Origin of the sequence: Salinisphaera sp. S4-8, assembly GCF_040361235.1 — a bacterium.
GTDB lineage: Bacteria > Pseudomonadota > Gammaproteobacteria > Nevskiales > Salinisphaeraceae > Salinisphaera.
In genome coordinates, this window is sequence record NZ_APNF01000003.1 from 343,151 (window position 1) to 360,829 (window position 17,679).

General features: G+C 63.3%; 15 protein-coding genes. 5 read left to right on the forward strand and 10 right to left on the reverse strand.

The features are described 5' to 3' along the window. Positions 1 to 80 precede the first annotated feature (80 nt). Positions 81 to 3,371 carry a carboxyl transferase domain-containing protein gene (locus S4A8_RS06705; RefSeq protein WP_353219552.1) on the forward strand — a complete coding sequence of 1,097 codons (3,291 nt, stop codon included), beginning with the start codon at positions 81 to 83 and terminating at the stop codon, positions 3,369 to 3,371. A 322-nt stretch (positions 3,372 to 3,693) separates the two neighbouring features. Here S4A8_RS06705 and S4A8_RS06710 read toward each other — a convergent pair whose 3' ends face one another. The 5 genes from S4A8_RS06710 to S4A8_RS06730 form a co-directional block, all read right to left on the reverse strand. Next, the gene (locus tag S4A8_RS06710) at positions 3,694 to 4,266 is read right to left on the reverse strand and encodes a hypothetical protein (RefSeq protein WP_353219553.1); all 573 of its coding nucleotides are present in this window, start codon (positions 4,264 to 4,266) and stop codon (positions 3,694 to 3,696) included. Positions 4,267 to 4,332: 66 nt separating this feature from the next. Continuing rightward, positions 4,333 to 4,851, reverse strand: coding sequence for a hypothetical protein (locus tag S4A8_RS06715; RefSeq protein WP_353219554.1), 519 nt, complete (start codon positions 4,849 to 4,851; stop codon positions 4,333 to 4,335). A gap of 72 nt (positions 4,852 to 4,923) precedes the next feature. Beyond that, on the reverse strand, positions 4,924 to 5,424 hold the full coding sequence (locus S4A8_RS06720) for a hypothetical protein (protein ID WP_353219555.1): 501 nt from the start codon (positions 5,422 to 5,424) through the stop codon (positions 4,924 to 4,926). A 194-nt stretch (positions 5,425 to 5,618) separates the two neighbouring features. Then, a complete protein-coding gene (locus S4A8_RS06725) occupies positions 5,619 to 5,825 on the reverse strand; it encodes a hypothetical protein (RefSeq protein ID WP_353219556.1) in 207 nt (68 codons plus the stop codon). Continuing rightward, positions 5,822 to 6,670 carry a hypothetical protein gene (locus S4A8_RS06730; RefSeq protein WP_353219557.1) on the reverse strand — a complete coding sequence of 283 codons (849 nt, stop codon included), beginning with the start codon at positions 6,668 to 6,670 and terminating at the stop codon, positions 5,822 to 5,824. Before S4A8_RS06730 ends, S4A8_RS06725 begins: the two co-directional genes overlap by 4 nt. 171 nt (positions 6,671 to 6,841) lie before the next feature. On the opposite strand from S4A8_RS06730, the gene S4A8_RS06735 reads away from it, so the two are divergent. Both S4A8_RS06735 and S4A8_RS06740 read left to right on the forward strand, forming a co-directional pair. Continuing rightward, a complete protein-coding gene (locus S4A8_RS06735; RefSeq protein ID WP_353219558.1) occupies positions 6,842 to 7,330 on the forward strand; it encodes a hypothetical protein in 489 nt (162 codons plus the stop codon). After that, entirely contained in the window at positions 7,327 to 8,976 is a 1,650-nt protein-coding gene (locus S4A8_RS06740; RefSeq protein WP_353219559.1) for a hypothetical protein, read from the forward strand. Before S4A8_RS06735 ends, S4A8_RS06740 begins: the two co-directional genes overlap by 4 nt. Here S4A8_RS06740 and mprF read toward each other — a convergent pair. Continuing rightward, on the reverse strand, positions 8,967 to 11,558 hold the full coding sequence (gene mprF, locus S4A8_RS06745) for a bifunctional lysylphosphatidylglycerol flippase/synthetase MprF (protein WP_353219560.1): 2,592 nt from the start codon (positions 11,556 to 11,558) through the stop codon (positions 8,967 to 8,969). The genes S4A8_RS06740 and mprF overlap by 10 nt on opposite strands. A 117-nt stretch (positions 11,559 to 11,675) precedes the next feature. Next, a complete protein-coding gene (bla, locus tag S4A8_RS06750) occupies positions 11,676 to 12,542 on the reverse strand; it encodes a class A beta-lactamase (protein WP_353219561.1) in 867 nt (288 codons plus the stop codon). Positions 12,543 to 12,705: 163 nt separating this feature from the next. Here bla and S4A8_RS06755 point away from each other — a divergent pair, with 163 nt between their 5' ends. Further along, positions 12,706 to 13,878 (forward strand): acetyl-CoA acetyltransferase, encoded by a 1,173-nt coding sequence (locus S4A8_RS06755; protein WP_353219562.1) that lies wholly within the window; start codon positions 12,706 to 12,708, stop codon positions 13,876 to 13,878. 44 nt (positions 13,879 to 13,922) lie between these two features. On the opposite strand, the gene S4A8_RS06760 is transcribed toward S4A8_RS06755, so the two are convergent. From S4A8_RS06760 to S4A8_RS06770, 3 genes are all read right to left on the reverse strand, one after another. Further along, a complete protein-coding gene (locus tag S4A8_RS06760; protein ID WP_353219563.1) occupies positions 13,923 to 15,401 on the reverse strand; it encodes an AMP-binding protein in 1,479 nt (492 codons plus the stop codon). Between the two features lie 70 nt (positions 15,402 to 15,471). Beyond that, positions 15,472 to 16,269, reverse strand: a complete 798-nt coding sequence (locus S4A8_RS06765) for an enoyl-CoA hydratase-related protein (protein ID WP_353219564.1) — start codon at positions 16,267 to 16,269, stop codon at positions 15,472 to 15,474. Then, on the reverse strand, positions 16,266 to 17,198 hold the full coding sequence (locus tag S4A8_RS06770) for a GntR family transcriptional regulator (protein ID WP_353219565.1): 933 nt from the start codon (positions 17,196 to 17,198) through the stop codon (positions 16,266 to 16,268). The genes S4A8_RS06765 and S4A8_RS06770 overlap by 4 nt, the downstream gene beginning before the upstream one ends. On the opposite strand from S4A8_RS06770, the gene S4A8_RS06775 reads away from it, so the two are divergent. Then, positions 17,179 to 17,676: a TRAP transporter small permease subunit gene (locus S4A8_RS06775; RefSeq protein WP_353219566.1), complete on the forward strand. Its 498-nt coding sequence runs from the start codon at positions 17,179 to 17,181 to the stop codon at positions 17,674 to 17,676. The genes S4A8_RS06770 and S4A8_RS06775 overlap by 20 nt on opposite strands. Positions 17,677 to 17,679 lie beyond the last annotated feature (3 nt).

Below are 17,679 nucleotides of genomic sequence, written 5' to 3' on the forward strand. Positions count from 1 at the left end.
AAACAGGAGTCAATACTAATTGACGTGCAAGTCAGTATCTCGCTATCTTGCCGGCCATCAATAAGAAACGGACCACCGCCATGCCCCGTAAACTGCTGATCGCCAACCGCGGCGAAATCGCCGTGCGCATTGCCCGCGCCGCCGCCGACCTGAACATCGCCACCGTGGCGGTCCACCCCGCCGACGATGAACGCGCCCTGCACACCCGCGTGGCCGATCAGGCGGTGGCCCTGGCGGGACGGGGCGCCGCCGCCTACCTGGACGGCGAGCAGTTGGTGAAAGTGGCGCTGGAGACCGGCTGTGACGCGGTGCACCCGGGCTACGGTTTTCTCAGTGAAAGCCGTGAGTTCGCCGAGCGCTGCCAGCAGGCCGGGCTTACCTTCGTGGGGCCCACCCCGGAGGTGCTGGCTCTGCTCGGTGATAAGGCCCGCGCCCGGGTGCTGGCGGAGGAATGCCAGGTGCCGGTGGTGCCCGGCACCGGGGCTGACACTACCTTGGAGCAGGCGCAGGCGTTCCGTGATGGTCTCGGCGACGACGCCACGGTGATCGTCAAGGCCATCGCCGGTGGCGGCGGCCGGGGCATGCGCATCGTCGGGCCCGGCGATGACCTGGCCGAGGCGTTCAAGCGCTGCGAAGCCGAGGCACAAGCCGCGTTCGGCAACGGTGCTCTCTACGTGGAGCGGTTTATCGACCGCGCCCGGCACATCGAAGTGCAGGTGGTGGGTGATGGCGGTGACACGCCGGTGCACCTGTGGGAACGCGAATGCAGCCTGCAGCGCCGTAACCAGAAGCTGGTGGAGATCGCACCGGCGCCGACCCTGTCCGAGACCACCCGGGAAAAGCTGCTGGAAGCGGCCCTGCGGCTGGCGGCCCGGGTTGGCTACCGGGGCCTGGGCACCTTTGAATTCCTGGTGGACGCGGACGAAAGCCGGTTCGCCTTTATCGAGGCCAACCCGCGCCTGCAGGTGGAGCACACCGTCACCGAGGAAGTCACCGGCGTGGATCTGGTGCAGACACAACTGAAGATCGCCGGCAGCGCCTCGCTGGCGGACGTAGGTCTGAGCCGCGATGCGGTGCCGGCGCCCTCCGGCTTCGCCGTGCAACTGCGCATCAATATGGAAACCATGGACGCCAGCGGCGAGGCACGCCCCGCCGGTGGTACCCTGGCCACCTTCGAGCCGCCTTCCGGCCTCGGCGTCCGCGTGGATACCTTCGGCTATCGGGGTTATCGCACCAGCCCCCATTACGACTCCCTGCTGGCCAAGCTGATCGTGCACGGGCGCGGCGACTACGCCACCGCCGTGCGCCGTGCCTACCGGGCCCTGTGCCAGTTCCGTATCGAGGGGGTGGACACCAACATCGGCTTCCTGCAGAACCTGCTGCAACGGGATGAGGTGGTGGACAACAGGGTGTACACCCGCTTCGTGGACGACCACATGGCCGAGCTGGTGAACGGCGGTGAGCATCCGTCCTTGCACTTTGGCGAGGCCGGTGGCGAACAGGAAACCCAGGGGCCTTCGGTCCAGGCGCCGCCGGGCACCGAAGCCGTGGTCACGCCGATGCAGGGGGTGGTGGTGGAATGGCTGGTGGCCGAGAGCGACAGCGTCCGCGAAGGCCAGCCGGTGGCCTTCGTGGAAGCCATGAAGATGCAGCACCGGGTAGAAGCGACCACCAGCGGTACCGTGCGCCGGATCACCTTCGCGGTGGGTGACGCGGTGGCCGCCGGTGATCCGCTGCTGTTTATCGAGCCCGGCGAGGTGGCGGTGGGCGCCGATGCCGAAGAAGAAGAGATCGACCTGGACCACATTCGCCCGGACCTGGCCAAGCTACAGGCCCGGGAAGCCCTGCTGCGCGACGAGAACCGCCCGGACGCGGTGGCGAAACGGCGCAAGACCGGCCAGCGCACCGCCCGGGAAAACGTGGCGGCGGTGGTCGATGAGGGCAGCTTTATCGAATACGGCGCCTTTACTTTCGCCGCCCAGCGCGCCCGCCGGGAGGTGGACGACCTGATCACCAATACCCCGGCGGACGGCATGATCACCGGCATCGGCGCGGTCAACGGTGACCTGTTCGATGAGACAAAAAGCCGCTGCGCGGTGCTGGCCTACGACTACACCGTGCTGGCCGGCACTCAGGGCACCATGAACCACAAGAAGACCGACCGCATTCTGCAGGTGGCGGAGCAGCAGAAGCTGCCGGTGATCTTCTTCGCCGAGGGCGGCGGTGGCCGCCCCGGCGACACCGACAACGCCACCAAGGTGGCCGGCCTGGACGGCCCCAGCTTCCTGCAATACGCCCGGCTCAGCGGGCTGGTGCCGCGCATTGCCGTGGTGTCCGGCCGCTGCTTCGCCGGCAACGCGGTGCTGGCGGGCACCAGCGACATCCTGATTGCCACCGAGAACGCCTGCATCGGCATGGCCGGCCCGGCGATGATCGAAGGCGGTGGCCTGGGCGTGTTCAAGCCGGAGGAAGTGGGGCCGGTATCCGTGCAGCGCGCCAATGGCGTGATCGACTGCGTGGTGAAGGACGAACCGGAAGGCGCTGCCCTGGCGAAAAAACTGATGGGTTACTTCCAGGGCACGGTCACCGACTGGACCTGTGAAGACCAGCGCTGGCTGCGCCGGTCGGTGCCGGAGAACCGGCTGCACGCCTACGACATGCGCGATCTTATCCGCGTGCTGGTGGATACCGATTCCACCGTGGAACTGCGCCAGGATTTCGCGCCCGGCATGATCACCGCCCTGGTGCGCATCGAGGGCCGGCCCCTGGGGCTGATCGCCAACGATCCCAAGGTGCTGGGCGGTGCCATCGACGCCGCCGGCGCCGACAAGGCGTCCCGCTTCATGCAGCTTTGCGATGCCTTCGGCATTCCCCTGGTCAGCCTGTGCGACACCCCGGGCTTCATGGTCGGCCCCTCCGAGGAAGAAACCGCCATGGTGCGCCGCACCTGCCGCCTGTTCGTCACCGCCGCCAGCCTCACCGTGCCGCTGCTTTCCCTGGTCACCCGCAAGGGCTACGGGTTGGGCGCCCAGGGCATGACCGGCGGCTCCTTCCACGCGCCCATGTTCTGCGCCTCCTGGCCCAGCGGTGAGTTTGGCGGCATGGGCCTGGAAGGGGCGGTGAACCTGGCCTACAAGAAGGAGCTGGCTGCCCAGGAAACCCCGGAAGCCCGGGAGGCCCTGTTCAAAAAACTGGTGGACAAGCTCTACGAGCGCGGCGAGGCGCTGAGCATGGCCGCCGCCCTGGAAATCGACGCGGTCATCGACCCGGCGGACTCCCGCGACTGGATTCTGCGCGGCCTGCGCGCCACCCCGCCCGGCGGGCTGGAGCCCATCGCCGGCAAACGCCGGCCGATGATCGACACCTGGTAAGCAGCGGCCGGACCTTCTCGAAAATCGAGTTCCATATACTGTCCCCGGATCACCTCTGTCCCCGGATCACGCATATACTGTCCCCGGATCACGAGTTCCATATACTGTCCCCGGATCAGACCGGATCACACGGATCACACGGATCACAATGACTAACGCGATCAGCGCAGTTAGATATGAAATGACCAGCACAGCTATAACGATCTTTCCAGAAACTGCCATTACGCCCAACGCCTAAGCCCAGTTGCCGCCGGAGCGGCCGCAGGCTGCGCAGGGAACCCAAAGCGCGGCAGCGTTTTGGGCGGTCAACTGTAGCGTTTCGTTATGCGAACTTCTGAAATGCTTCTGCCGCCGAAACCATTCCCCAGACGAATGCGCCATATGAAGACAAACCTAAAACGATTGAAGTTATGTTCAGACCGAAGCCAACTTTGACTGACCAAGCTCGTTCTGAGTTGTAAAACCATTGGCTTAAATACGTGAAACCGGAAACGATTGCTATGGCTAATACCCCAATCGAAAACGGTAAAAGCACATCGGCAAAGAGCGCCACAAAGTTCGGCTTCGACGTAGCTAGATGACCTAAGAACGCAAGCAGAGCAACCGCCGCTCCGCCATTAAGCAAGAATGACGTTCGGATAGCATTTTGGCCAGAACTAATGACCGAACGGAACATTTCGAGTTGCGCTGCATTCTGGCTCTTCGTGTGCTCAATGTACTGTTGTAATTCGGCTTCGTACTGCGCGAGACGCGCAGCATCTAGATCGCCGGGTGGCGACTGAATTACATCATCCAAATAGTGAATCAAGTCACGGCAAGCGATTACGTCAGTTCCCTGGCTTTCGATTCTTTGGATCGTCGCGCGTAACTGGGTGGCGAAGTTTTCGACGCTCAATTCACACTCCTCGTATAACGCTCAGCATCACCGGCGGCGCGCAGCGCCGTCCGCTGCATGCTGTTGTTAGGTGACATGTTCAGCGGACCAACGTCGCCATGCGTTCTGGAAACGGGCGACCACATCAGGAAGCACTCCTTCTTCGAGAGACAGGTTAGCGGCCGGATCGAGCGATGCGAGTTCGCCCAGCAGACTAAAGAAGGCCTCGAGCTCATTTGGACCCCAGGCCCGCCCCATTCGGTAGTCGAGAGCTAGCTGATCCGCGAACACGAAGACGCCCAAGTCGGGGACAGCAGCGCTCCGGGACTGGACCCCACCGAGGACTACGTGAAACGCCTCGGCCTCGCCGGAAGCAACGAGCGCCGCGGCATCGGAGACGAAGTCCAGCGAGCCTTCGGCGTCATGGGTCTTTGACCAGAAATAAGCCTTGTCGCTGACCACTCGAGCGGCGCGTCCGCGAAGCAGCGCGTATCCGGCGCCCGTGGCTGCCGGGTCCCGGTAGTCGACACGAACCTCGGGAAGCGAGCCGTCGTCGGTATCGAAGAGGTCGCGAAGCTCGTTCCAAAGCCAAGGGGTCACATTCATACCGCTTAACGCCGAAGCTCAGTTGCCGGCCGAAGCGCGGCAGCGCTTTGGGCGATCAACTGCAGTGCCCAGTTAGGTGTCATCTATATAGCCGAACGCACGGCCACGTAAAATTGCATGAGCGCTACTCTGCCATGCGAGATCCAATTTTTTAACTCTCCAGCCAAAGTAAAGCGCCACCAAGAACGACACTATGAGCATAGAATAAGTGGTATACAGAAAGAGCCTCAGCCAAGACACAGAATCAGTCACAAAAAGCAGCTCAAATAGTGCGAGAACAAACCCGAAAAATACTATAAAAAATGATATTGCTATATTACATATTAGCTGCCGTGTTCTTTCAGCCTCGATTTCAGTACTTCTGAAATGGATGAACGCATAAATGTCTGCTCTTCGAGCGGGACTTGTCGCTTTATCTAAAACCTCAGTTGCGAGATGCTTACCATCGTCTGCAGCCTCTCTTACCTCGGCAACATTTCTTCGCAACCAAATTTGAAGCTTCCATAACCAAGTAGCTCCAAAAGCCACACCGCTCAAGACACCAAACCAGTTTGAAAGAACCGATATTTCCATAGGAATTACGAAGAGACCTAACACCAAATATACGAACGATCCTAGATATAGCGCTTAAAGCACTTTCCGCGTAGCAATAAAACAGCGCCCGACTTACCAAGTTTGGGAGTGGCCTGCCCGCTGCTATGCGAATTCGCGGCTTGGCCGATTAGATATTCAGTGCTTAGAGCCTTCACCACTCCGGAATCGCCCGCTCACTCAACACCACGGGATTCCCCGCCGCATCGTACCGCGTCAGCTCCTGGCCCACGCCGGCACCGCACGAACGTGGCATTGATGACGCCGTTCGATTCGGCGAAGCATTCTTCCTTCAAGCGCGGCGCGATGGTGATCCATTGCGGCTGGCTGTTGATCAGCGGCTGCATGGCGGCCTGGCCGAGGCCGTTGCCAAAGCTGCTCACGGGACGTCCGGTGGGTCAGCCCCTTCCGGAAAATTCAGCTCGGCATCGACGACGCGATCGAACGTCCAGCCGGTCGTGAAGGAAAACGGACGGCCGGCCTCGGCGACGCGCTGGTTGCAGGCTTGCTGGCTGCCGCTCGATGCCATGCCGGCACGGCCCGCGCCCATGTCGATGGCGTCACTGACGACGCCGAAGTCCAGCCGCACCTCTTGTAGCGGGGACACGTTGTCGACCCCGGGGTCGCCGGGACCGGCCACCGCGAAGTGATCCGATGCGAAAGCCTGTTGCAACGGGGCGTACGCGAAATCGATTGCATTCTTTGCGGCTGCGGACGCAAAGGTGTCGATATCGATCGGCAGCGGCGGCTCGAATTCGAGCCAGACCGTGCAATGCGTCGGATTATCGGCGGCCGGAATCTCGATGCCGTACCGGTATTCCTTGAAAAAAATCAGCGAGGCGCCGCGTTCGCCGAGTGCCACGTCACTGGTGTGGCCGTCGACCGTGATCCCGCGCGGCCAGTTTTCGCGTGCGTCGTGTAGCCCGTCGAAAATCGCGCGTATCGCATCACGCTGGCTGTCGTCGAGGTCATCAACGAACGTCAGCCGCAGACGGTAACGATGGCTATAGAACGTCGTCCCCGGGTTGGACTCGCTCTGATGGGGTATTTCGACCGGCTCCATCGACTCGATACGCAGGCGACCGAACTCGCCGAATTGGTCCTCCAGCGAGGAGCGCAGGGTATCTGGCAGGGCGCGCATACCGCCGTTGAGCGGATCGTGCTCGCCGAACTCGAGCACGGCCGTGCCGCCAGGCTGGTTACAGCCGGTCAACAGCACCGAACCCACGACACACACAGCGGCGACGCCCCGTACCCAAACCGATGTCATTGACTAACCCATTGACCTGAAAGCGGCATTAGCACGCCGAGAAAGCACGCAATCTTACACTCGCTTTTTTCCCGATTGTATCGCCCGGCGTAGCGCCGGCCGCGCCGACGCGGCACTATGCGTACCGCCATGACCGCACCAATCCCGCCCGACACGAAAAAACCGGCCGTAGCGCCCGCGCGTATCGGGCATCTCTGGCGACACATCTGGGCGGCAACCTGGCGCTTCGCACTCGCCGGCCCGCCGATCGGCACCGCGCTGTTCATACTGCCGATGCTGCTGCTATCGAGCCTGGATGTATCGATTCGTGCCGACGAGGTGATCGGCAGCTGGCTGTTTTTCTCGATCTTCGCCTATGCCTTTGCCGGCCCTGCCGCGGCCATCGCGGGGGCGGTCTTCGGCTGGCTGAAGTACGCCACAGGGCATACCAGCCGCTGGGGGCTCGGCGCGCTCGCCGGCACGCTCGGCTGGCTCGTGCAGATTGGCGCTACGGCATTGTGGAAAACCGATATCGGCGAGTTGAACGCAGTACTCTTTCTGCCCATCGCCCTGATCGCCGGCGCTATCTGCGGCCGGCTGTTCGGCCAGCGCGAAACGCCCGCAGAACAAACGCCATGATCGCCGCTACGCAATCGCCCGATCGCAAGCGCCGGCGGACCGGCACCGCGCTCTGGCTGGCGCTGACGCTGCTGGTGGCCATCGCACTGACGGCCTGTAACACTGATGGCCGCGCGCCATCAGATGTCGCGATGATGCCCTGGCGTAGCGACGCCGGAACATTCGGTTTCGTCACGGCCGACGGCCAGCGCCAGCTCGTCGCGCCGCGCTTTGCCGATGCCCGGCCCGGCGCGCATGGCTATGCGCCGGTCGCCGCCGACAACGGCCAATGGGGCGTGGTGGATGCCACCGGTCGCAACGTGCTCGCCCGCGACCATGCCGCGCTCGAACTCATCGACACAGGCAAGGCCGCGCTGGTGGTCACCAAGACCGAATACAACGCCTGGTGGCGTTTCTGGGACTGGCGAGTGCTGCCCGATTACAACATCATCAGCACTTCGCATTCCGGGCCGTGGCTGGTGACCTATGTCCCGCGTGCGGTCTGGCGGGTCATCAATCCGGCGACCGGCGAGACACTCGTGCGACGCGACCGAGCCGATCGCGGCATCACCGGTGATGGCTACTGGCGCGACGGCTGGCAGCCCGAGCGCCAACGCCCGGAGGATCTGTGGATCGGCCACTGGCCGGACGGCGCCGTGGTCATCGACGAAACGCTCTACGCGACCCGGACCGACACGGCCCGCTTCGAGCGGATCGCCGAGGGTATTCGCACGCGGCTGGCCGACGGCAGTTTCCTGCAACGGGCCGAAGCCGATACCGATCGCCGCGTCGATGCCACGGGCCGGCCCGTGAACGATCATCGTTATACCGAACGCCGTCGCGCCGTGCTCGAAGACGCCCACGGTCAATCACTCATGCTGGTGCGCGAACATACATTCGAGGACGAAAACGGGCGCTTCTATCTGCTGCCCGACCTCGACAAGCCCCTACCCACCACGCTGGCCGATTTCGTGTTCGCCGACGGCCAGCGCATGCCGGCCGATACGCTCAACACGACCCAGTTCGCGCCCCTGTTGCAGGCGCTGCCGAACAGCCCCTGGTTTGTACTGGTGCTTCGCTTCGAGCGCGGCGACGCGCAACCGAGCGAACCCTACGTCTTCTTTTTCGACAGCGACGGGCACTGGGCCAAAAACTGGCAACCGCGCCCCGGGCTCTACAGCATCTCCGACACGGGCAACATTCTGTTTCGTTATGCCAAGCCGTTTGGCGTGCTCGACGCCGATCTGCACTTCAGCGAACTGCCCATGCAGGAGGTCGCCCGCCGGTCGTTCGGCGACCACCTGTATGGCGGCATCGACGCCGAGGGGCGCAGTGGCCTCTATGATATCCAGCAAGCGCGCTGGGTCGTGCGCTCGGCGGATGTGCGTCTGCACGACGACCCGCTGATACGCGGCGTGGCCGCCTATGCCCAGGACATCGCCCCCACCGACCCAACCAACACCGACTGCTGCACGCGCTACGGGCTGTTCAACACCCACACCGGCGCACGCATCACGCCGCCGCGCTATATCTCGATCGACGACGATGGCCGGGTACGCCGGCCGGAGAACGACACCGTCATCACCTACTACATCGACCTACACAGCGGCCGCGAATACCGCGCCGACACGACGCCCGGCCGCGACACGCGAGCGCCTCAGCCGTGACCGAGAATGCGCCGGTAACCGCCGGCGATGAGTGCGGCGATATCCAGCTGTAGCGTCGACAGGCGCGTGTCCGGCGGGTAGGCCAGATACATCGACTGCCACTCGGGGTGCCACTTGTCCTTGAACGCTTTCAGGCCCTTGTAGTTGTAAAAGCGATTGCCGTGCTCGAAGGCCAGCCGGGCGAGCTGCTCGGCCGGCCGCGCCCAGGGCGTATCGCCCACCCCGGCCAGCGGCGCCATACCCAGCGAAAACCAGCGATAGCCGTCGGCCTGCGCGCTTTGCATGAGGCGCACGAACAAAAAATCCATGGTGCCGCCGGGGGCATCGCCCAGATGGCGCATCAGGTCGATGGAATATTCCTCGTGATGGCCGTAGCTGGGCAAAATGCTGGCAAAGGCGATCAACCGATCGTCACTGTCGCGCACGATGGCGATCGGCGCACGCTGCAGATAATCGCGATCGAAACAGCCCAGCGAAAAGGTCTTTTCAGCCGGTTTTTCACCCAGCCAGTCATCGGAAACCACGGCCAGCGCGTCGAGGAACGCATCGTCGAACGGCGGCTCGACGATCTCGAAGCGCAGGCCCAGCCGTTCGGCCCGGTTGAGCGCGCCGCGCTTGTCGCTATTGCGTTTGCCCTGCATGGAGAATTCCAGCAGGTTCACGCGGGCGATCTCGCCGAGCTTGAACAAGGCGAAACCGTTGTCGAGATAGGCCGACAGATCGTCCGGGCCCACCTGATAGAACACCGGCGTGCAGTGCTGAGCATCGGCCAGACGCCGGAAATCCACGATCGCGGCGCGTCGCGCGGCAGCGTCGCCCGCCGGGTCCGACAATGCCACCAGCCGGTTACGCACGCTGGCATAGCCAATCATGGCGCTGCGCTCATCACCGCTGTAGCGAATGCTCTTGTCGCCCAGCAGCATGAGATGCGAATAGCCGTTCGAGCCGTGGGCCTCGAGCCATTCGGCCAGCTCGTCGAGCTCGCCGGCGCTGGGCAGCTCCAGGGTCGGGGCGGCCCAGCGCGGCCAGGTCCAGATGGCGAGCACGATCACGCTAATCAGACCGACGACGGCACCGCGCAGAAAACGCGTCGAATGCACATCGATACCGAAGACCAGCGGGTTGAGCGAACCGCCGTTATAGAACGACTGCCCCAGCACCAGGTAGCCAATCAGGGCCAGCACCAGCGCGAGCGTCCACGGCCAGGCGCCGACCTGGCGCGACAGACTGCCCTGGCGTTCGAACGAGCCGCGGCTGACGTAGAGCAAGACCGCGATCACCGCCAGCAACAGACTCGTGCCCCAGTCGAGCCCGCGGGTGAGCCCGAACACCGCACCAGCGATCAACAGACCCACCGCCAACCACAACGCCCGCCGCAGGCGCAGCGACAGCCCGCGTGCGGCCACGATCAGGCTCAGGCCGATGGCCACGCTGGCCAGGTGGCTGGCCTCGATCGCGGCCAGCGGCAGCCACTGCGACAACAGGCGGTTATGCGATAGCAGATTCGGAAACGCGGCCCCGGCCAGCAGCAGAATACCGGCCGCCGCGGTCAGCCCCGAGAGCAGACGAATCCCCAGATCCACCGCCCGGGCCACCGGCCAGGCAAGAATCGACACGATCGGATGACGCCGCAGGTTCGCCGCCAGCCGGGAGCTGGCCAGCACATTCGCCCCCAGGAAAAGTGCGGCAAGCATTGGCACCAGAAAATAGGCCACGCGATAGAGCACGAGCGCGGCCACCGCAGTCTCGGTATCGGTGCCGTGGGCCACCAGCAGCCCGGCGAGCGTGGCATCGAACACGCCAAAACCGCCGGGCAGAAAACTCAGCATGCCCAGCGTGGCCGCCAGCACGAACGCGGCCAGCACCGCAGCCAGCGGTGGCGGCGCGGCCAATACCCACAATGCGCCCCAGAGCACCGACGCCGCCAGCAGCCATTCCAGCACCGAAGCAGCCACGAAGGCACCGGCCTGCATCGCGCTCAGCCGTTCCACCGCCGCCAGCCGGCCAATGCGCAACAGCGACGTCATCGCCAGGGTCAGATAGAGCGGCAGATACAGCGCGATCACAGCGAGGGCGACCAGCATCAGCCATTCCGGTACCGGCGTGGCCGCGAGAATCGCCGGGCGCACGATGAGCGTGATCCAGGCCAGCACGGACAGCCCCAGCGGCGAGGCGGTCGCGACCATGCCGGCATAGCGCAAGGCCGCGGCTGAACTCACCCCGTCGCCGGTCACCAGCAACACGCGCAGGCTCGAACCGGTCAGCCCCGACAGGCTCACGACGTTGTTGATACCCGTGGCCAGCATGCCGACCCGCAGCCCGGCCAGCGGCGTTCGGGCATAGCCGATCACCCGCGCCGCGATCACGTCGTAGGTGGCCGCCGCCGCCACCGCGGCCAGACCGCCCAGCGCCAGCGCCGCCAGCCAGGGCGGTGCGATCGCGGCCAGCTGTTTCTGGATCGCATGCAGATCGATATGACCGGCCTCGAACACCAGCAAGGCCACCACCACCGCCACGAGTGCGATCGGCATCACCCGTCGCAGCAGATGCCACGGGGAATCGTTGGTCGGCTGATCGTTCATTGGCAACTCGCGGGCAAGGGCGCGACACCGCACCCCGGAAAACCGTGATTATCCACGGTTCGAATTTAAAATACTGGGTTTACAAAACGTGTGTCATCGGTCGGGCTGCGCGTGCCATTACGCGACTGTGGCACCCACATCAGCCAATACGCGATCGCGTTGGGTATTCGAGGCCTGCGAGCCGGTGTAATACGTCGCAATGAGCAACGGCGCACCGCCATCAGGCCAGACGATGGCGATATCGTTGGCCGTGTTGTTGTCGCCGGAACCGGTCTTGTCGCCCACGGACCAGCGGCCAGGCAGCCCGGCACGCAGGCGCTCATCGCCGGTTTCGTTGGCCTGCATCCACGCCGCGAGTTGCTCGCGTGCGCCTCGACTCAATCGATCCCCCAGCAGCAGCCGCTGCATCGAAGCCAGCATCGCGCGCGGCGTGGTGCTGTCGTGATCGTTGCCCGGCGTGTAGTCGTTGAGCGCGGTTTCATAGCGATCCGAACGGGTCACGTCATCGCCAATCGAGCGCAGAAAGGCCGTGAGTGCGGCCGGGCCATCGATCCTGTCGAGCATGAGATTGCCCGCGGTGTTGTCGCTCAATGTAATCGCGGCACGGCAGATTGCGCCGAGCGTCATGCCGGTGCCAACATGCTTTTCGGTTGCCGGCGAATAGGTCACCAGATCGTCGCTGCCGTAAGCGATGTGCCGGTCGAGCGATTCTTCGCCGGCGTCCACGCGGGCCAGGATCATGCCGGCAGCCAGTACCTTGAACGTAGTGCACATCAGAAAACGTTCGTCGCCGCGATGCGCGGCCTCACGGCCATTCGCGGTATCGCGCACGGCCACGCCCAAACGCCCGCCGTGGCGCTGTTCGAGCGCACGTATCGCCGCATTGAAATCGCCAGCCGGCGCGGCCAACAGCTTCGACAGGCCGAGTGCGGACAACGCCGCCCCTGAAGCACACTGTTTGAGCAGAAGACGGCGCGTGGTCATGCCAGATGTCCATTGTTCGACAAGAGCCAAGAGCTTATCGAAAAGGATGACGCGACCAGACGAACGCACAACGCTTGCGTAAAGCGCCCCGCGCTCGTACAACGGAGCGCACTCGACACACGCCAGACATTGGCGTTCAACCCTTCAAGCCAAGAGAGCGCACATGGACAAGACAGTGGCGATCGTGGGCAGCGGTCATACGAAATTCGGCCGACTGGACGACAACCTCGAAGCGCTGATCGTGGCGGCCGTACGTGAAGCAGTGGAAGAATCCGGCCTCGCACCCGACCAGATCGACGCGCTCTATCTCGGCCATTTCAACTCGGGCCTCGTGACCGACGGTTTTGCCTCGTCATTGATCCATCAGGCCTATCCCGAATGGCGCTTCAAACCGGCCATGCGGGCCGAAAACGCCTGTGCCTCGGGTTCCGCGGCCATTCATGCCGGCATGAACGCCATTCTCGCCGGCCAGGCGAAAACCGTACTGGTCGTCGGCGCCGAGAAGATGACCCATCGCAAGACCGCCGACGTGACCGCAGCACTTGCCGGCGCCGGTTATCAGAACGACGAATCCGAGAAGCAACTGAGTTTCCCACAGGTTTTCGGCGTGGCCGCACAGCAATACAACGAGCGCTATGGCAGCCCCCTCGATGCCATGGCGCATATCGCGGTGAAGAATCACGAAAACGCGCTACGCAATCCGCTCGCGCAGATGCAAAAGGCATTCTCGTTCGAGGCCTGCAGCCAGGTCAGCGACAAGAACCCGGAAATCGCCCCGCCGCTGCGCCTGACCGACTGCTCGCTGGTCACCGACGGCGCCGCCGCGATCGTGCTCACCGCGGCCGACAACGCCGCGAACTTCGAACATGCCGCGCGCTTTCGCTCGGCCGTTCACGTCAACGACTTCCTGCCCATGGGCCGGCGCGATTTCGTGTCTTTCGAAGGCCCCGAGCGTGCCTTCGCCATGGCCATCGAACAGGCCGGCGTGCGTTTCGACGATATCGACTTCGCCGAAGTCCACGACTGTTTCACCATCGCCGAACTGCTCACCTACGAAGCCATGGGCCTCGCGCCCAAGGGACAGGGCGCACGCGCGCTCGAAGACGGCAGCGTCTATCGCGACGGCCGCCTGCCGGTGAATCTGTCTGGCGGTTTAAAGGCCAAGGGTCACCCGGTGGGTGCTACCGGGGTGTCCATGCATGCGATCGCCTATCGTCAGCTCACCGGCCAGGCCGGCGAACTACAGTTGCCCAACGCCAAGCTGGGACTGATCTTCAACATGGGCGGCGCAGCCGTGGCCAACTATGTGTCGGTGGTGGAGGCCGTTGACGCATAAGCCGCTGTGCCACCCGCAAGGTGTGACATCGCCCGTTCGAAAGATCAGCTCGCCGAGAAGATATCCCTATAGGTTTGTTGCAGCGTCTTCTTCATGACCTTGCCCATGGCGTTTCGCGGGAAGTCATCGACGAATACGATCGCCTTGGGCCGTTTGTAACTGGTCAGATCCCGGATGACATGCTGCTTAATCGTGTCCTCGGTCACCGGCTCGCCGGCGGTACGGCGGATGGCGGCGAGCACGCCTTCGCCGAAATCCGGATGCGGCACGCCCAGCACCACTGCTTCGTCGACCCCCGGCACCGTTTCAAGCACGTTCTCCACTTCGCGCGGATAGACGTTGTAACCGCCCGAAATGATCAGCTCTTTCTTGCGGCCGACAAGCCAGACAAATCCGTCTTTGTCGATACGCCCCATATCGCCCGTATCGAAGAAACCATCGGCGGTCCACTCGTCCTTGAGCTCGGGACGGTTCCAGTAGTGGCTGATCGTCGCCGGACTGCGCACCTGCAGACTGCCGACTTCGCCGTTGGCCACCGCGTTGCCCTGCGCGTCGGTGATCCGCAATTCGACGATCGACAACGGTTTGCCGACCGAGCCGACTGTGGCCGTGCCGTCGATGGGGTTGCTGGTGAGAATGCTGGTTTCGGTCAATCCATAGCGTTCGACCACCTTAAGCCCCATACGCTGTTCGAGTGCGGTGAACATTTCTGGTGACAACGGCGCCGAGCCCGAGGTGGCGAGACGCAGGTTGCGGCATGCCTGCGGACCGAATTCCGGCTGTGCTAGCAAGCGAGTGTAAATCGCCGGTACGGCCATGAAGACGGTGGCTTCGGGTAACAGCTGCACCGTCTGCGCGGCATCGAACGTCTCGGTGACGATCACGCTCGCGCCACGCAGCAAGGGCATGGCCGCCGCTACGAACAGCCCGTGCGCGTGGAATACGGGCAATACATGCAGCACGCGATCGCTTGGGCCGATCTGCCAGACCGTGGCCAGCGAATCGAGATTCGCCATCAAATTGGCATGCGTCAGCGGCGCGCCCTTCGGACGCCCTGTCGTGCCCGAGGTGAAAAGCATGGCGGCATAATCCGCCGACTCGGGTTCATCGACGCTATCGATATCCATCGCCGGCGCATTCAGCAGATCGGTCGAGGCACCGTCGTCATAGCTGAGTGTGCGCAAGCGGATAGCGTCTTCCAGATTCAGTGCCTGCGCGTCGTTGTCGATGAGCAAGGCAGGCGTGGACTCCTGCAGCAGAACGTTCGCTTCACGAGCGGTGAAACTCGGGTTGACAGGCACATAGATCGCGCCCGCGCGCAGCACGCCCATAAAAAGCAGAAGCCCCTGCGCAGATTTATCCAACCGCACGGCAACACGGTCGCCCCGGGCGATGCCGTGATATCGCAGTGCCGCGGCAATCTGGCGCACGCGAGCATCGGCTTGCGCGTACGTAATCCACGCCTCGGCGCAATCCTGGCGGTGGGCATGAAAACACAGCGCCGGCGCATCGGGCTGCGACATTGCGTGCTGACGTAACGATTGCGGGAGCGTGGAGACTGGTATCAATGGCCTCACCTTGAGCGTCGTTGTATCAATGGCCGTGAAAGACCGGCTTCTGTTTATTGGCGAATGCCGTGAGCGCGTTCAGGTAATCGCGGCTCTGTGCACAGGCGTGAACCGCATCGAACGGGGCTTGCCAGTCACGATCGCTTTCGAAGGCGTATATCTCGTGCAAGCTGATTTTCGCGGCGGTTAGCGTGAGCGGCGCGTTGGCGGCGATCGTGCGGATCTGTGTCTCCACGAACTCGTCCAGCGCGGCGGCTGGCCGTACCTCGTTTGCAAAACCGCAGCGCAAAGCCTTTTCCGCGTCGAAGAATTGCGCGGTCGTCAGGATTTCCGCGGCCACTGCGCGGCCAACCACGTCGGCCAGTTGCTTGATCCAGTTCGGGCTATAGCCGATACCCAGCCGCGCGGCCGGCACCCCGAAACGCGCCCTGTCGTCCATGTAGCGCATATCGCAGGCGAGCGCGATCGCGGTCCCGGCGCCAATACAGAATCCGTGAATCAAGGCCACGACCGGCACACGAATCGAAGCAAGGCCATCCAGGGCAGTTTGGATGATGTCCGTATGCTGCTCGGCCTGGGCCGGATCCCGGCGCGACTCATCGAATTCGCTGATATCCGCACCGGAGGCGAAGGCAATATCGCCCTCGCCGCGAATCAACACCACACGAAGATCATCGCGCGCGGCCAGCTGCTCGGTGATCTGCGTAAGTTCCAACCACATGCCCCGGGTAATCGCGTTGCGGCGCGCCGGGTTCGACAGGGTCACACGTGCGATACCGTCGGCCATCTGCAGTGTGACGCCCGGCGTATTTGAGACACTCATTCACGCGCTCCCGTGTCCAGTCCCAGCTGCTCGACGATCGTCGAACGCATCTCCGAGATATGCACCACGCCGGCTGCGTTGGTGTATTTCAACATCGTGTGAAGGCTTTCCCCCTGCAGGATGAGGTGCGTGCGCATGGCGTTCGCTGCGCGGTCCTCGTTCTGCTCGCGTATGGCGTCGAGCACCGCGTCGTGCTCCGAAGAGGATTCCGCCAGGCGCCCAGGCAAACGTCCCTGAGTGATGCGCAAGAACCACATGCGATCACGCAGACGCAAGGTCTGGGTGCCGAGGTACTGGTTGCCCGAGGCGGCGTAAATGGCTTCGTGGAAGCGTACGTTGGCCTCGTAATAGTCGGCCGGATCGTCATCGATACAGCGCGCCCGGCACTCGGCCTGGTGTCGTTCCATGAGCGCGAGTTCGTCGCTACTACGTCGCCGAGCGGCTAGACGCGCACAGGCGGCTTCCAACTCGGCCATCGCCTCGAACTGATCCAGTATCTCGGCAGCCGTCTGCCCCTTGACCACCGCACGCTGTCGCGGGCGAAGCGTCACCAGGCCATCGGCTGCGAGTGTACGAATCGCCTCGCGAACCGGTGTACGCGATACCCCGTACTGCTGTGCGATCTGCGCCTCGGACAGGAAATCGCCGGGCTTTCGATGCCCGATCATGATATCCCGACCCAGCCCCTTGGTTACTGTTTCTGATTGAGAAACAGACGGCTGCGTTTCAGTCGATTGTTCTTCGTCCAAATTCATAGCGGTTCGATTCGTGCCTCGAATGGTGCACAGGCGGATACTCTTTAGCGAAAACAGTATACAGTTTGTCAAAGCTTGTGTAGCTTTTATCGAAATCAGAACACAAAACCGGTTGCGTGCGAGGCGGATGAGGCCGGCATCCAAGGGGAGATCAATGACCGCTATCCGAAACATGCTGGAAACGTTCAGCCGCTTGTTATTCGGCCTGTGTGCGTTGGTGATCGTGGCGATGGCGCTGTCGGTCACCTACGAGGTCGCAAGCCGTTATTTCTTTGGCCGGCCGACCATCTGGGTGACCGAGCTCGCCAGCTATTTCCTGGTCGCGGTGACGTTCCTGGGTGCGGCCTGGACCCTGCGCAACGACGGGCATATTCGTATGGATCTGCTTCGCGAGACCGGCGGGCGTATCGGCCAGCTCGTCTCCGACCTGGCGATGTTCTCGATCGCCGCGGTCGTTGCCGCCGCCCTGCTGTGGAGCGGCTGGCATATGACATCAGCCAACTATGCCTTCGGCTGGCGTGCCTCGACGATTCTCGCGACCCCGCTGTGGCTACCGCAGTCGCTCATCCCGCTCGGATCGCTGGCGCTGCTGCTGCAATCGGTCATCGGCCTATGGGACACCGTAAGCGGTGCCCGATACCGCTCGGAGTAGCGG

What these genes read in the sequence shown, in the direction of transcription:
- S4A8_RS06770 (WP_353219565.1), bottom strand. Translation starts at nt 17,198, where the DNA reads ATGTTTCGGATAGCGGTCATTGATCTCCCCTTGGATGCCGGCCTCATC.
- S4A8_RS06760 (WP_353219563.1), bottom strand. Translation starts at nt 15,401, where the DNA reads ATGTCGCAGCCCGATGCGCCGGCGCTGTGTTTTCATGCCCACCGCCAG.
- S4A8_RS06765 (WP_353219564.1), bottom strand. Translation starts at nt 16,269, where the DNA reads ATGAGTGTCTCAAATACGCCGGGCGTCACACTGCAGATGGCCGACGGT.
- S4A8_RS06715 (WP_353219554.1), bottom strand. Translation starts at nt 4,851, where the DNA reads ATGAATGTGACCCCTTGGCTTTGGAACGAGCTTCGCGACCTCTTCGAT.
- mprF (WP_353219560.1), bottom strand. Translation starts at nt 11,558, where the DNA reads ATGAACGATCAGCCGACCAACGATTCCCCGTGGCATCTGCTGCGACGG.
- S4A8_RS06705 (WP_353219552.1), top strand. Translation starts at nt 81, where the DNA reads ATGCCCCGTAAACTGCTGATCGCCAACCGCGGCGAAATCGCCGTGCGC.
- S4A8_RS06735 (WP_353219558.1), top strand. Translation starts at nt 6,842, where the DNA reads ATGACCGCACCAATCCCGCCCGACACGAAAAAACCGGCCGTAGCGCCC.
- S4A8_RS06740 (WP_353219559.1), top strand. Translation starts at nt 7,327, where the DNA reads ATGATCGCCGCTACGCAATCGCCCGATCGCAAGCGCCGGCGGACCGGC.
- S4A8_RS06755 (WP_353219562.1), top strand. Translation starts at nt 12,706, where the DNA reads ATGGACAAGACAGTGGCGATCGTGGGCAGCGGTCATACGAAATTCGGC.
- S4A8_RS06720 (WP_353219555.1), bottom strand. Translation starts at nt 5,424, where the DNA reads ATGGAAATATCGGTTCTTTCAAACTGGTTTGGTGTCTTGAGCGGTGTG.
- S4A8_RS06775 (WP_353219566.1), top strand. Translation starts at nt 17,179, where the DNA reads ATGACCGCTATCCGAAACATGCTGGAAACGTTCAGCCGCTTGTTATTC.
- bla (WP_353219561.1), bottom strand. Translation starts at nt 12,542, where the DNA reads ATGACCACGCGCCGTCTTCTGCTCAAACAGTGTGCTTCAGGGGCGGCG.